General features: G+C 35.4%; 12 protein-coding genes. 10 read left to right on the top strand and 2 right to left on the bottom strand.

The genetic code is table 11. The annotated features are described in order from the left end of the window. Positions 1–58 precede the first annotated feature (58 nt). The 10 genes from PK35_RS11445 to PK35_RS17615 all read left to right on the top strand — a co-directional run bounded on the left by PK35_RS11445 (position 59) and on the right by PK35_RS17615 (position 12,475). The gene (locus tag PK35_RS11445) at positions 59–1,192 is read left to right on the top strand and encodes an alkaline phosphatase (RefSeq protein WP_044626696.1); all 1,134 of its coding nucleotides are present in this window, start codon (positions 59–61) and stop codon (positions 1,190–1,192) included. Positions 1,193–1,272: 80 nt separating this feature from the next. Beyond that, positions 1,273–2,991, top strand: a complete 1,719-nt coding sequence (locus PK35_RS11440; protein ID WP_238320908.1) for a metallophosphoesterase family protein — start codon at positions 1,273–1,275, stop codon at positions 2,989–2,991. Between the two features lie 95 nt (positions 2,992–3,086). Next, the gene (locus PK35_RS11435) at positions 3,087–4,214 is read left to right on the top strand and encodes a vWA domain-containing protein (RefSeq protein ID WP_044626694.1); all 1,128 of its coding nucleotides are present in this window, start codon (positions 3,087–3,089) and stop codon (positions 4,212–4,214) included. An 82-nt stretch (positions 4,215–4,296) separates the two neighbouring features. After that, positions 4,297–5,763, top strand: coding sequence for a MoxR family ATPase (locus PK35_RS11430; RefSeq protein ID WP_044626693.1), 1,467 nt, complete (start codon positions 4,297–4,299; stop codon positions 5,761–5,763). Between the two features lie 195 nt (positions 5,764–5,958). Next, complete coding sequence (locus PK35_RS11425; RefSeq protein ID WP_044626692.1) at positions 5,959–8,055, top strand: HAD-IIB family hydrolase; 2,097 nt, start codon at positions 5,959–5,961, stop codon at positions 8,053–8,055. A 4-nt stretch (positions 8,056–8,059) separates the two neighbouring features. Then, positions 8,060–9,337, top strand: a complete 1,278-nt coding sequence (locus PK35_RS11420) for a glycosyltransferase (protein WP_044626691.1) — start codon at positions 8,060–8,062, stop codon at positions 9,335–9,337. An 88-nt stretch (positions 9,338–9,425) separates the two neighbouring features. Further along, on the top strand, positions 9,426–10,790 hold the full coding sequence (hemN, locus tag PK35_RS11415) for an oxygen-independent coproporphyrinogen III oxidase (RefSeq protein WP_044626690.1): 1,365 nt from the start codon (positions 9,426–9,428) through the stop codon (positions 10,788–10,790). A 73-nt stretch (positions 10,791–10,863) separates the two neighbouring features. Continuing rightward, on the top strand, positions 10,864–11,694 hold the full coding sequence (locus PK35_RS11410; RefSeq protein WP_044626689.1) for a universal stress protein: 831 nt from the start codon (positions 10,864–10,866) through the stop codon (positions 11,692–11,694). Between the two features lie 131 nt (positions 11,695–11,825). After that, the gene (locus PK35_RS17760) at positions 11,826–12,002 is read left to right on the top strand and encodes a barstar family protein (protein ID WP_202903831.1); all 177 of its coding nucleotides are present in this window, start codon (positions 11,826–11,828) and stop codon (positions 12,000–12,002) included. 311 nt (positions 12,003–12,313) lie between these two features. Then, positions 12,314–12,475, top strand: coding sequence for a hypothetical protein (locus PK35_RS17615; protein ID WP_157841064.1), 162 nt, complete (start codon positions 12,314–12,316; stop codon positions 12,473–12,475). A 104-nt stretch (positions 12,476–12,579) separates the two neighbouring features. Here PK35_RS17615 and PK35_RS11395 read toward each other — a convergent pair whose 3' ends face one another. Together PK35_RS11395 and groL are read right to left on the bottom strand one after the other, a co-directional pair. Beyond that, positions 12,580–14,112: a hypothetical protein gene (locus PK35_RS11395; protein ID WP_044626849.1), complete on the bottom strand. Its 1,533-nt coding sequence runs from the start codon at positions 14,110–14,112 to the stop codon at positions 12,580–12,582. A gap of 157 nt (positions 14,113–14,269) precedes the next feature. Next, positions 14,270–15,901 (bottom strand): chaperonin GroEL, encoded by a 1,632-nt coding sequence (groL, locus tag PK35_RS11390; RefSeq protein ID WP_044626848.1) that lies wholly within the window; start codon positions 15,899–15,901, stop codon positions 14,270–14,272. Positions 15,902–15,991: the final 90 nt, after the last annotated feature.

Genomic DNA, 15,991 nt, shown 5'->3' with positions numbered 1-15,991 from the left:
TATGGCAAGAAGTTTTATGCTTCTTGCCATTTTGTATAAATAAAAAATAAGTCAAATTATGATTAAAAAAATATCCGCAGCAGCGTTATCCTTAGCTATTTTAAGCTGTTCAAATAAAAAACAAATCGAGAAATCAACTGTAAAAACTGAAACTCCAGAACCTTTAAACATTATTTTTATGGTGGGCGATGGCATGGGTTTACCACAAGTATCAACCGCCTTTTATTTTGGGGATGATACCCCGAATTTTGAGCAATTTAATACCTTAGGATTAATAAAAACCTCAAGTACAAGCCATACTATAACCGATTCGGCAGCAGGTGCAACAGCATTTTCTACAGGAGAGAAAACCTATAAAAGAGCTATTGGTGTTTCTAAAGATAGTGTGGCTTTACCTACCATTGCAGAGCAATTAAAACTAGAGGGTTACCAAACCGGATTAATTAGTTTAACCAGTATTACGCATGCTACACCTGCAGCGTATTACGCACATGTTGTAGATAGAGATATGCATGAAGACATTGCTGAGTTTTTAGTAAAATCGGATGTTGATTTTTTCGCTGGTGGCGGATTAAAATTCTTCAATAAACGAGAAGATAAACAAGATTTATACGCAGCACTTCAAGAAAAAGGTTTTAAGTTAGATTCTGTTAAATTATCGGAAGTCGATACAACTAAGAAAAACGGGTATTTACTAGCAAGCGAAGGATTGCCGTCTAAAATTGATGGTCGCGGTTCGTTTTTACAAGATGCTACCAACTTAGGCTTACGTTATTTTGAAGCACAAAAAGCACCATTTTTCTTAATGATTGAAGGATCGTATATCGATTGGGGTGGGCATGCCATGAACGATGAAATGCTTATTCAAGAAGTAGCCGATTTTGATAAAACCATTGGTGAAGTTTTAAAATTTGTAGATAAACACCCAAATACACTACTTGTTGTTACAGCAGATCATGAAACAGGTGGTGCAAGTATTGGTAAATTTTATGATGTAGATGAAGCCACTGGTAAAAAAACTGAAAACCCAGAAAAAGTAAAGGTGTATTTTAACTACGATCAGCATAGTGGCGATTTAATTCCGGTGTTTGCAAAAGGTGCAGGTGAAGAAAATTTTGCAGGAATCTATCAAAATAATGACATTTACCATAAAATGATGCTCGCCATTAAAAACCATAAAACCCAGAAATAATAATGATTCGTATTTTTAAAATTTGCTGTTTGTTGAGTGTTGTTTTGAGTTGTTCTACGCCAAAACCTGCCAAAAAACCCGTGCAACTAGCTTTTCTATCGGATGTGCATTTGCATGACATTTACGCAAATTTTTCGAATACCAATTATAAAGGCATTGAGAATCCTGTAACGGGAAAATACAATGTAATCCGTTCTATGGATTCTCAATTGCATTCTACGCGTTTATTTAACGAGAATTATTTTGCATTTCAATCGGCATTGCAAGAAGTCGCGAAACGGGGCATTAAAATAGTGGCTTTACCTGGCGATTTCACAGATGATGGTCAGCCAGCAAACGTAAAAGCTTTGAAAAGTATTTTAGAAACTTTTGAGAAGCAATACGATATTCAATTTTTTATTACCACGGGCAATCACGATCCGGTAAGGCCATTTCCAAGACCTGGTGGGAAGCATGATTTTCTAGCCGAAGATGGCAGCGAGCAAATTATTGTTAGCGATTCTAGTTTAATGCGACAAGGATCGTATAAAAATCCGCCAATAATAACACCCGATGTTCAATTTTGGGGTTATCAAGATATTGCCGAAACCTTATCAGGATTTGGTTTTTTTCCGAAGGCATCTAACTTGTTTTGGCAAACACCCTTTTCTACATATAATTTTGATACATATAATTTTGATCTCGCTAAATCTCAATCCGAACTCGATAAAAGAACCTACAACGTTCAGAAATCAACCTTAAAAATTCCAGATGTAAGTTATGTGGTTGAGCCCGTTGAGGGCTTATGGTTGTTAGCCATAGATGGTAATGTGTATCTTCCGAAAAATGAAACAAGCACTGAATTTGGTGGTGCTAGTGGTAACGGTTATAATGGCGTAATACAACATAAAAAGCATCTTGTTTCTTGGGTGAAACAAGTGGTTTTAGAAGCTAAAAAACATAATAAAAAGTTAGTGGCTTTCAGTCATTACCCAATGGTTGAATTTAACGATGGCGCAACCAACGAACTTAAACAACTATTTGGAGACAATAAAATGCAATTGGTACGTGTGCCAAATCTAGAAGTAGCCGAAACCTTTGCGAGTTTGGGCTTGCAGTTACACTTTGGTGGCCACATGCATGCCAACGATACTGGTGTGCATAAAGCTAAAAACGGACAAACATTGTTTAACATTCAAACACCTTCGTTAGCAGGCTACATGCCAGCGTATAAAGTACTCACTTTTAACGATGATACGCATGTTAAGGTAGAAACCGTTGTATTAGATTCGGTTTTAAATTATAACGAACTTTTTCCGCTTTACGAAAAAGAGCATGCTTATTTAAAGGCATCTCAAGCCTCTAAAATTTGGAATAAAGAAGTGCTACAAGCGCAATCGTACTTGCATTTAACCGATTGGCATTTAAAAGAATTGGTGCGCTTACGTTTTTTACCTAACGATTGGCCAGAACCGTTAAAAGAGAAATTGCTTAACAAAACGGGTAAGGCTTTGCTACTATCGGTTCAAGATGCTTCAAACGCTATTAATCTTCAAATATTAGAAGACTTAGATTCGTGGACGATCAACGATATGCTCGTCGATTTTTATCGTTTAAAACTTTCCGATGGTTTAGTGTATAAACAAATAGGAGCAGCGCGTTTAAATCAATATAAAATGCTATCCGAAGCACTTCAAAAAGGTAACGATGCCGACTTAAAATTATTCGGTACTCTATTTTTAAAAACCATGTCTGGGCAGCCTTCAGTAAACTTTTCAATCAACTTAAATAATAATTCAATTAAGGCTTTAGAAGATTAAACGTTTCGGTTTGTAAAGATTTTTAATGAGCCCATAAATTTTAGTAATTGTTAGTATTAGCAAGTTGTTTTAAAATTCACTAATTTTATACAGCTATGACAAAAAATAAAGCTAACAGAAAAGGGTTTGTGTTTAAAAAATACGAAGCTCCCGATCAGTCGCCTTTCGATAAGCTTTTTGATATTTTTAAAGAACTTATTACGCATACTTCTGGTGATTTTGATGAAGCCATAGATTGGTTACGCGAACTCGATAGAGAATACAAACTGACTACTGCCGAATATACAATCGACGATTTTATTGAAGATTTAAAAAAGAAAGGTTACATCCGCGAAGAGATAAAACCCGATGGCAAAGGCGGTATGGGCATTACTGCAAAAACCGAACGCGCTATTAGGCAACAAGCCCTCGATCAAATTTTTGGTAAAATAAAGCGCAGCGGACAAGGCAATCATAAAAGTAAAAGTCCAGGTGTTGGCGATGAACATACTGGCGATTTTAAAAATTATCAGTTTGGAGATGCTTTAGATAGAGTGTCGATGACCGAGAGTTTAAAAAATGCGCAAATAAACCATGGTATTGGTGATTTTACACTTTCGGAAGACGATTTGGTTGTCGAAGAAACACTTCATAAATCACAAATGAGTACCGTGCTCATGATAGATATTAGCCACAGTATGATATTGTATGGCGAAGATCGAATTACACCGGCCAAAAAAGTAGGGATGGCACTTGCCGAATTAATTACCACGCGCTACCCAAAAGATACTTTAGATATTTTAGTGTTTGGTAATGATGCTTGGCAAATAGAAATCAAAGATTTACCTTATTTAAATGTTGGCCCGTATCACACCAATACAGTAGCAGGTTTAGAGTTAGCCATGGATTTGCTTAGAAGAAAACGTAACACCAACAAGCAAATTTTTATGATAACCGATGGTAAACCCAGTTGTTTGCGCCTTAAAAACGGAGAATATTTTAAAGATAGCATCGGGTTAAACCCAACCATCACCAATAAGTGTTATATGATGGCACAACAAGCCAGAAAATTACACATTCCTATAACCACATTCATGATAGCAAAAGATAGCTATTTAATGCAGTTTGTGCGTGAATTTACCTATGCCAACCAAGGTAAAGCATTTTATACAGGCTTAAAAGGTTTAGGTGAAATGATTTTTGAAGATTACGAAACCAACAGAAAAAAAAGAATTAGAGGGTAATAAATGCTTTATGCATTGAAAAAGAAAAATGTATTGTTACATCTAGCGCAGTCGAGATGTTTCTTAAAATTAAAAACACATAATGAAAGTTAACGACATAACAACATTAGCCGAATTAAAAGCTTCAGGATACCAATCGAAATCTATAAAAGATGAACTTCGAGATAATTTAATCGAAAAAATAAAAAATAAAGAAACCACATTTACAGGAGTTCACGGTTACGAAAATACGGTAATTCCAGAATTAGAACGCGCCATTTTATCAAGGCACAATATCAACTTATTGGGGTTACGCGGACAAGCAAAAACGCGTCTTGCGCGATTAATGTTGAACTTGTTAGATGAATATATTCCAGTGGTTGAAGGTTCCGAAATCAATGATGATCCTTTACAACCCTTATCGCGTTTTGCAACCGAGCTTATAAAAGAAAAAGGCGATAATACACCAATTACTTGGTTACACCGAAGCGAACGTTTTGCCGAAAAATTAGCCACACCCGATGTTACCGTAGCCGATATTATTGGAGATGTAGATCCTATAAAAGCAGCTAATTTAAAACTAAGTTATGCCGACGATAGAGTGATTCATTATGGGATGATTCCAAGAGCCAATCGTTGCATTTTTGTAATTAATGAGCTACCCGATTTACAAGCTAGAATTCAAGTGGCCTTATTCAATATTTTACAAGAAGGCGACATACAAATTCGAGGTTTTAAACTACGATTACCTTTAGATATTCAGTTTGTGTTTACCGCAAACCCCGAAGATTATACGAATAGAGGTAGTATCGTAACGCCTTTAAAAGATCGTATTGGTTCGCAAATTTTAACGCATTATCCTATTGATATTGAAACGGCAAGAAAAATTACCGAGCAAGAAGCTAAGGTGGTCGAGTCTCAAAAATCTACGGTTACAGTTCCCGATTTAGCACGAGATTTATTGGAACAAATTGTTTTCGAGGCGCGCGAAAGCGAATATATTGATGCAAAAAGTGGGGTTAGTGCACGTTTAAGCATTACGGCTTTAGAAAATTTGTTAAGTACCGCAGAGCGTAGAGCTTTAGTTAATGGCGATGCTCAAACCACGCTGCGATTATCCGATTTTGTGGGTATTATTCCAGCCATTACAGGTAAAGTTGAGTTGGTTTATGAAGGCGAACAAGAAGGCGCTGCAGTGGTGGCTTACAATTTAATTGGTGAAGCTGTAAAGAGTTTGTTTGTAGAGTATTTTCCTAAAATTGAGAAGCTTCAAAAGGCTAACGAAGAAACGCCATACGACGATATTGTGTCGTGGTTTTTTAATTTAAAGGAAGGCTTCGAGTTATTAGACGATTTAAGCGATAAAGAATACAATATGTTGCTGAGCAACATTTCACCTTTAAACGATTTGCTTGCCAAATATCAACCTAACATAGCTCAAGAAGATAGTTTTTTTGTGAAAGAATTTGTGCTTTGGGCGCTGGTAGAATTTAAACTTTTAAGTAAACAACGCTTTACCGAAGGCATTCAATTTAAAGATCCTTATGGGAATTTTATTAAAGGTTTGTAACGGTTTAAATTGAATTTTTAAATTATTGAAAATTTAATAAAAATAGAGTTTAATTTTAGATTTCGTAGTTAAACGCTTTCAATTTATTACATTAAAAATTGAAATTAGAATAGTTCGTGTTTTCTTGCTTTTTAGCCCATTTTGGCTTAAATTATGAGAAAATCTTACCAAAATTTGTAAAAAAAGCAAAAAAACATGAACAAAACCGAAGATGGCAATCATGCCGTCATTAAACTTCTGTCTTTCGATATTGATAACACTTTAATCGATTTTCATACCCATAAAAGTAACTTCAAAAAAATATGGGAATCCTACAAACCCCAAAACGTTTTACTAACCTATAATACGGGGCGTTTAATCGACGATGTTTTAGGTTTAATAGAAAAAGGTACTTTGCCCGAGCCAGATTATATAATTGCTGGTGTTGGGACTTTAATTTACGATTATAAAAAGCAGCGTACCGTTAAAGCCTTTAACGATGTTTTAGATGATGGTTGGGATTTAGAAGCTGTCGAAAAAATTGTTCAAAATATAAAGCATCCTATTAGCGAACAACCAACAAAGTTTCAACACGCTTATAAACGAAGCTACTTTTTTCACGATGCTACCGACGATTTAATTGAGAGCATAGAGAAAGATTTCGCCGATGCCAACATGTTTGTAAACATTGTGTATTCGGGCAATCAATTTTTAGATGTACTTCCAAAATGGGCAAATAAAGGAAATGCTTTACAATGGCTGTTAAATAATGTTGATATAAACGCTGAAAATGTTCTAGTAGCAGGCGATAGTGGCAACGATTCGGCCATGTTCGATATGGATGGTGTAAAAGGAATTGTGGTTGCTAATGCTCATGAAGAGCTTTATAAATATACCAAGTATAAGCAAATGTATCATGCCGAAAATATTCATAGCGATGGTATTATTGAAGGCTTAATTTATTATGGTGTATTGCCAAAGGATGCTAAAGTATCTGAAAATATCGATCATACTGACGATTATATTATTCAACAAGAGCTAAGTCATATAGCTGAGGAAGATGAAGATGAAAAGTTAGCTTTGATACGCGAAGGTTACGAAAAAGCCGTAATTGCATTAAAAAAGAATATCACGCCTTTAGGATTTTCGGCTTGCTCTATAAAAGATAACGTGTCTAAAGGAACCGACGAAAATTATTATAGCGTTTGGGCACGCGATGGTGCAATTACCGTTATTGGCTCGTTACCACTTATTCACGATGAAGAAATTCATGCTTGTCAGCGTAAAACTTTGGAAACCTTATTCGAACATATTTCAAGAAACGGACAAATTCCTTCAAATGTGCGTATAAAAGATAATCAACCCGATTATTCTGGTGTTGGCGGTATTTGTTCAATCGATAGCGGTATTTGGGTAGTAATCGCGTTTTACGAGTATGTTAATGTTACCAAGGATATAAAATTCCTTAGAAAATATATAAAAGATATAAAAGAAACCATGCGTTGGTTGGGCGCGCACGATAGTAATAACGATGCCCTTTTAGAAATTCCTGAAGCAGGCGATTGGACCGATTTATTCGGAGGAAGCTACAACATATTGTATGACGAAATTTTATGGTACAGAGCCAACGTGTGCTTTGGTAGAATGCTTGAAATGTTGGGCGATTACGAAGAAGCTGGCGAATACATTAGATGGTCTCAGGTGATTAAAAAAGAAATATTGCAGAACTTCTGGCCATCTACACAGCAAAAATTATTTCAATCGGTGTCCTTTGCAGAACGCCAATTTACCCTAGGTGATACCTCATACTTAATTGCTCAAACCACACCTTTCGATTTTAGCTGGCGATGCGATGTTTTTGGAAATGTATTGGCCTTTTTACACGGCGCAACAGATTCCGAAAAAGCCCATGAAACCTTCAAATTTATGCTAGGAGTTGGGGTTAACGATCCGTTTCCAGTATCTAACGTGTATCCAGTAGTTACACCGGGTGATCCAGATTGGAGACCGTATTATACCGTAAATCTTTTAAATCTACCAAACCATTATCACAACGGAGGTATTTGGCCTTTTGTAGGTGGTTTTTGGGTGAAATTTATTAATAAATTAGGTTTAAAAGATGTTGCTATTTCAGAATTATACAAGCTTGCTTTAATAAACAAAGAAGGTTTAACCGAAGAATGGGAATTTACAGAATGGGCGCATGGAATTACAGGAAAAGCCATGGGTAAAGCATACCAAGCGTGGTCGGCAGCACAATATATTTCTGCTTGTCACGACTTAAAAATTATAAATAGATTAACTAAAATTTAAAACTATGAAATCAATTTTAATGATATCCTTACACGGATATGTAGGAGCCAATGCCGAATTAGGAAAACCTGATACAGGAGGTCAAGTAGTTTATGTTTTAGAGCTCGCTGAGCGGTTTAGCCGTTTAGGAAAAAAAGTAGATTTGGTAACGCGCCAATTTGAAGACCAACCAGAATACGATCATGTAGACGAAAATTACAGCGTTTGGCGTATCCCTTTTGGTGGTAAAAAGTTTATTAGAAAAGAAGACATGCACGACCACCTAAAAAAGTTTGTAACCAATTGTTTAGCTGCTATAAAAAAGGAGCGTAAGCGTTACGATGTGGTATATTCACATTATTGGGATGCTGGTTGGGCAGGACAAAAAATTGCCGAAGAACTTGGTATTTCTCACGTGCATACACCGCACTCATTAGGTTGGTGGAAACAACATACAATGGGAAGCGATATGGAAGAAAAAGAAATGGAGGAGAAGTACCGTTTCAAGGAGCGTATTCGTAAAGAGTATTTTGTATACCAAATGTGTAATTTTGTAATTGCAACCACCTTACCACAAGTCGATTTATTAACGCAACAATACGATGTGTTACCACGAAATTGTGGTATGATTCCTCCAGGTATTGATGAGAACCGCTTTTTTCCAGTACCAAGTAAAGAAAACGACAAAATTCGAGCCAAATACGATATTCAACCAACCGATATTTTAGCTTTAGGTAGAATGGCTCATAATAAAGGTTATGATTTATTAATAAAATCGTTACCAACAGTTTTCGATTTATGTCCCGAAGCACGCTTAGTTGCTGCCATTGGAGGCGATAATTCTAAACAAGACGACAAAGGTGTTGAAGGTTTAAAGAAACTCGCTGGCGAATTAGGTATTTTAGATAAAATTACCTGGAAAAGTTATGTGGCCGACGAAGATTTAGCAAACGTATATCGTTCGGCAAATATTTTTGCAATGCCATCACGTTACGAGCCATTTGGTATGGTAGCTATCGAGGCTATGGCCTGTGGTACGCCAAGTGTTGTAACGGTTCATGGTGGTTTGTACGACTTAATCGATTTTGGAAATCAAGCCTTATTTGCCGATCCACATCGTCCGGTAGAGTTTGGTGCGATGATGGCAATGCCATTATTATACCCAAAAATGCGTAACGAACTTTCTGTTGAAGGTGCGCGTTTTGCACGTCGTAATTTTGGTTGGACAGGTATTGCTAAACGTATGATTGAAGTGTTTAATAATTCTATTAATCAGCGTACTATGGAATCCAATATTTTTTAAAGTATAATAAACTGCAAATAACCAAACCATGACTTTTGTCATGGTTTTTTCTTTTTTATGCCCTTAGTTTTGACTCAAATTAATTAGTATGAGCCATAATTTAATAAAAAAGTACAATGTACCAGGGCCTCGGTATACCAGTTATCCAACGGTGCCTTTTTGGGACAATAATACCTTCAGTTTAAAACAATGGAAACAATCATTACGGCAATCGTTTAACGAAAGCAATACCTCCGAAGGCATTAGTTTGTACATTCATTTACCATTTTGCGAAAGTTTATGCACGTTTTGTGGCTGTAATAAGCGCATTACTAAACGTCACGAGGTAGAATCGCCATATATTACCGCCGTTTTAAAAGAATGGGATTTGTATTGTGAATTATTCAACGACAAACCAAAAATTAAAGCATTGCATTTAGGCGGTGGTACTCCAACGTTTTTCTCGCCTTTAAATTTAAACCGATTGATAAAAGGGATAACCAGAAAAGCTATTCTAGCCGAAAATTATGAGTTTAGTTTTGAAGGTCATCCCAATAATACAACAAAAGAACATCTGTTAACCTTGTGCAGTTTAGGCTTTAGGCGTGTTAGTTTTGGTGTGCAAGATTACAACGATACCGTACAAAAGGCTATACATAGAATACAACCATTCGAGCATGTTAAACGCGCTACCGAAATGGCAAGAAGCGTTGGTTTTACCAGTGTAGGACACGATATTATTTTCGGTTTACCATTTCAAACTGTTGACCATATTCGCGAAACCATAGCTAAAACAAGACAATTAATGCCCGATAGCATTGCTTTTTACAGTTATGCACATACACCATGGATAAAAGGCAATGGACAGCGCGGTTTTAGCGAAGCAAACTTACCAAAACCCGAAGAAAAACGTTTGCAATACGAAGTTGGTAAAGCCTTGTTGGCCGATGCGGGTTATGCCGAAATAGGTATGGACCATTTTGCCTTACCAACCGATGCGTTGTACACCGCCATGGTCAACCAGAAGCTACACCGTAATTTTATGGGTTATGCCGCATCAAAAACGCAAATGATGATTGGTTTAGGCGTATCGTCTATTAGCGATAGTTGGTATGGTTTTTCTCAAAATGTAAAAGGCATCGAGGCGTACTATCATTTAGTTGAAAACAACATTATACCTGTGTTTCGAGGTCATATTTTAAATGAAGAAGATTTAGTAATAAGGCAACATATTTTGAATTTAATGTGTCATTACAAAACCGCATGGAATAACAGTGATTCAACTTTTAAAAATTTAGATGATACTTTAAATAAATTGTCTGAAATGTTAAAAGATGAGCTTGTAGTTATCGAGAATAATGGATTAAAAATCACTAAAAAAGGAAAACCATTTGTTCGTAATGTTTGTATGGCTTTCGATGTATTATTACAGCAAAAAAAGCCTGAAAAACAACTGTTTTCCATGACGATATAAACGTTAATTTACTTGAAAAAGTGCTTAAAATTTTGTACTTTAATAAAGAAATAAACCATCTAAATTATTTGTCATGAAAAAAATAATTGTACCTATAGATTTTTCAATATATTCTGAATATGCCCTTGAAGCCGCAGCCATATTAGCCAAACAACATCAAGGTGAAGTTTTGGCATTACACATGTTGGAATTGTCGGAAGCTGTGTTTACCAAAGGCGGTTTTCAACAAAATGAAGAAGCTGTTTTTTATTTAAAACTGGCCGAGAAAAAGTTTAAATCCTTTTTAAATCGTGAGTATTTACAAGGTATAAAAGTAACTCCAATTGTAAAGCATTTTAAAGTGTTTAGCGAAGTTAGCGATGTGGCCGAAGACCATAGCGCCGATTTAATTGTAATGGGCTCGCATGGTTCTAGTGGTATTACTGAAATTTTTGTAGGCAGTAATACCGAAAAGGTGGTGCGACACTCTAAAATACCCGTGTTGGTGTTAAAAGACGAAATAAAAACCGTAGGGTTTAAAAATGTGTTGTTTGCCACCGATTTTGCTACCGATTCTATTGAAGTGTTTAAACGCGCTGTGGCACAGTTTGAAGCCTTACATGCCAAAGTGAATTTGGTTTATGTGAATACACCAAGCCGCTTTATAACCTCGAAAGAAATGCGCGAAAAAGTAGCCACGTTTTTAATAGAAGCCGAAGGCCATACCAACCGAATGGCCGATACAAGTTTTGTGTCTAACTATTCTGTTGAAGCTGGTATTTTAAACCAAGCTGCCGAAATTAATGCCGATTTAATAGCTGTTGCTACTCATGGCAGAAAAGGAATAACCCACTTTTTAGAAGGCAGCATCTCCGAAGATATTGCTAACCACGCCGTACTACCAGTAATGACATTTAAAATTTAATAACTAAATAAATATATTAAACAAAGCAAAAGGTTAACCTTAATTGGTTAGCCTTTTTTTTATGTGTTTTGTATTAATTTGTTTACTTTTAGAGTGCCTGTTATACGGGAGTTGTGCTTAATTTACCCAAAATGCGAATAATCGAGATAAACGGAAATAAATTTTCAAATATGAAAGGATTTTATCGAGAGATAGAATCGAAAATGACTTTCGGACTGAATTGGAAAATTGGACGGAATTTAAACGCATTTAATGATGTTTTGTATGGCGGATTTGGAGTGACGATGTTGATGAGAAATATATCTTAAAATGGCATCGTAGTGAAAAAAGCAAATCGGAACTAAAATACTATGACCGAATAGTTGAAATAATAAAAGAACACGAAAATATTGAATTACAGTTGACTTAAATGCTATTCTGGAAAACTGAAAATAAAATTAAACCTAAACAAGACTTTTACTCGAAAATCAAAGAGTATTATGTTGGACTGTCGGACAATCAAATCCCAATAGAATTGTTAAATCAGATTATCTCAAAAGTTACGGATGAAATTTATCGCGATTACAAACGATTTTGGAAACAATATCCGAAATCAAGGAAAAGATATTCGACTTTGAAAATGGATGATATTGAACATCCTTCGGTTTATTTTATGATTACCGATTTTCTGAACGAAAAAGGAATCTCAAAATCAAGAGAATATTCAAAGATTCTGTTTAAAATGGATGATGAGGAATTTAACAAACATCTAGATTATAAAGATTGGTACGAAACAAAATAAAAAAACTAAGCACAACAATGTATAACCGCAATTACGGCGGATTCGACTACGTCCGAATCCACTCGGAATTGCTAACGTCAGTGCTAAACCGAAAATCATTAACTTTAAAACCGTAACTGACGTAGACTTGCCAGATTGTTCAATGTCATCGCCACGTCAGCCAAAAAGGCATTTGGGTTCTCCTTGGCGAGTTTTCTTCTTAGTGAGAGACATTTATTGTAATAAAAAATGGCATTTGAGATTTTTCTGTGAATATCTAAAAAGTATGCAAATTCGAATAAATTATTTGCTGTTTCTTCTAAATTGATAGCTTCTTGGTAATATTTATATGCTAAATTAAACCAGTTTTCTTTTTTTTCTATAACTGTGGTTTGTGCTTTTACCAAAAACTTTTGTGAGAGCTCATGCTTTTCTGTGTTTATAGTTTCAAGTTCTTTATATAACTTATCCTCGTTAAGGAGTTCATTAACTTCTTGATATTTACCTTGTTCAAATAATGTTTTAATTGTACTTAGGTCATTGTTGTTTATTAATTCTTCACTATTTAATAGTTTAGCGAGGTTTAAAACATCATTAACAAAAACCTCTAGTTCCTTTTCGGTATCAATTCTTTGTGTATTTACCTCCAAATGGTTTTGCTCCGCATTGTTTAGTAGGCGTTTTTTTCTTTCTAGGTTGTTGCTGTTTGCTTCTTTAACTTCTAGTTTATAATCCTCTATTTCAATTCTTAGGTTTTCTTCATCGAGGTATAGTGCCTCAAGTTTAGTTTTTATTTTGTTGTAGTTTGTGCTGGCTTTTAAACCTTTTGTGTTAAACAGGATGTTTTTTTTACCGCCTGTTTTTAGTTTTAATGCTTCAACCAAGTCATCAACTTTTTTGTCTATTTGGTTTACTTTCTCGTTAGTGTTTTCTACAATTGAAATAATAGTTTCAACCTTCACTAAAATTGGCTTGTAAGCTGCTTCAATGGCTTCAAGATGGCTTACTACATCATCAATTTTTATATTTATATCATTACTTTGTTGTGTTAAAATTGATAAGTAGTCTGTTTGTATAACTGCTCTAATTCTTTCGTTGCTTTTAAAATCCTCAGTAGCAAAAGCACACATTAATTCATACCAATCGTAGTGTTTGTTTCCTTCATTCCATCCATCCATGATTTTGTTTTTAAGCTCCAGAGGAACTCGCAATTTCATCAATTTCAACTCTTCAAGAAGCATTTCTTTTAATGATAGCTTAATTGTTGGTAATTGCTCATCAACTGAATTACCTTTTGGATTTAGTAGTTGTTCAAACTTACTGTCCAACTCGGTTTTTGGAAAACGAATGTTTGGTTTTTTAAGTTTTGAAAGCTCTTTTTTTAAATAGGATTTTATTTCTTTTAAATCAGTATCATTTTTTACTTCATCAGTAGCAACATGAGTAGCACACAAATAGGCTTTCCTTACTGCTTTTTGGATGTCATGGTTTGCCGGTTCGTCAACATTATTTTTTATTTTGTTAAAAAGATGTTTTGTGCCTTTGCAAAGAAGTTCGTCGGATCTACTTCCAATAAAACTTGAGACGATTGTACCAACAACCGCAGAAGCTTGTAATTGACTTAAAATTGCAGAAGAAATTATTGTAATTGGCTCCAAATGATGATGTTTTTATTTTATGAAATAAATCTAAGTAATTGAAAAATAAAAACATAGTAAAAAAATAAAAAACGTCTCAAAATAAATTGAGACGTTTTTAGTGTTATTGTTTTTACTCAAAAATGAGTGAGATAATTTGCCCGTCGAGGCTCTCGACTTACATCATACCTGGCATACCGCCACCGCCCATTGGAGGCATAGCAGGAGCATCTTCTTTAATATCGATTAAAGCACACTCGGTTGTTAAAATCATACCAGCTACAGAAGCTGCGTTTTCTAAAGCAATACGCGTTACTTTTTTAGGATCGATAATACCCGCTTTAAGCATATCCACATATTCTTCAGATTTAGCGTCGTAACCAAAGTCTTTTTTACCTTCAAGTACTTTATTGATAACAACAGAACCTTCGCCACCAGCATTTTCAACGATAGTACGTAACGGTGCTTCAATAGCTTTGTTTACAATTTGCACACCAGTAGTTTCGTCTAAATTAACGGTTTCAAGGTTTGCTAATACCGCTTTCGCTCTAACTAAGGCAACACCACCACCAGCAACAATGCCTTCTTCTACAGCAGCGCGAGTAGCATGTAAAGCGTCATCAACACGGTCTTTTTTCTCTTTCATTTCAACTTCACTAGCAGCACCAACATAAAGTACAGCAACACCGCCAGCTAATTTTGCTAAACGCTCTTGTAATTTTTCTTTGTCGTAATCGCTAGTTGTGCTTTCAATTTGAGCTTTAATTTGGTTAACGCGTGCTTTAATAGCTTCAGCATCACCAGAACCGTTAACGATTGTCGTGTTGTCTTTATCGATAGTTACAGTTTCAGCAGTACCTAACATTGAAAGATCGGCATTTTCTAAAGTAAACCCTCTTTCTTCAGAAATTACAGTACCACCAGTTAAAATAGCGATATCTTCAAGCATAGCTTTACGTCTGTCGCCAAAACCAGGCGCTTTTACAGCAGCGATTTTTAAACCACCACGTAATTTGTTAACCACTAAAGTGGCTAAGGCTTGTCCGTCAACATCTTCAGCGATTATTAAAAGTGGACGACCAGATTGCGCTACTGGCTCTAAAATTGGAAGGATTTCTTGTAAGTTTGAAATCTTTTTATCGAATAATAAAATGTACGGATTTTCTAAATCGGCAATCATTTTATCAGAATCCGTTACAAAGTAAGGCGATAAATAACCTCTGTCGAATTGCATACCTTCAACAACATCAACATAAGTATCTAAACCTTTAGCTTCTTCAACAGTAATTACACCTTCTTTACCAACTTTAGAGAATGCTTGAGAGATTAACTCACCAATGGTATCGTCGTTGTTTGCAGAAATAGCTGCAACTTGCTTTATTTTTTCTGAAGAATTACCAACTTCTTGTGCTTGCGCTTCAAGGTCTTTAGTAATTGCTTCAACAGCTTTATCAATACCACGCTTTAAATCCATTGGGTTTGCACCAGAAGCTACGTTTTTTAAACCTTCTTTAACAATAGCTTGTGCTAAAACAGTAGCTGTTGTAGTACCATCACCAGCTAAATCGTTGGTTTTACTAGCTACTTCTTTTACCATTTGTGCACCCATGTTTTCGTGGGCGTCTTCTAATTCTACTTCTTTAGCAACCGATACACCATCTTTAGTAATGTGAGGCGCACCAAAGCTTTTAGAAATAATTACGTTACGACCTTTTGGGCCTAAAGTTACTTTCACTGCATTTGCTAATGCATCAACACCGCGTTTTAATCCATCGCGTGCTTCTATATCAAATTTTATGTCTTTTGCCATAATGAAAAATTTTATTTAAAATTTTAAATCTCAATTTTCAAAATATCAAATTCCAATCGGAACGTATATTTGAATTTTTTGATTTTTTTG

The organism is Neotamlana nanhaiensis (assembly GCF_000943555.1).
Classification (GTDB): Bacteria; Bacteroidota; Bacteroidia; order Flavobacteriales; family Flavobacteriaceae; genus Neotamlana; species Neotamlana nanhaiensis.
Note: the sequence above shows the minus strand (reverse complement) of the source record. Positions and strands in the feature narration are given on the sequence as shown.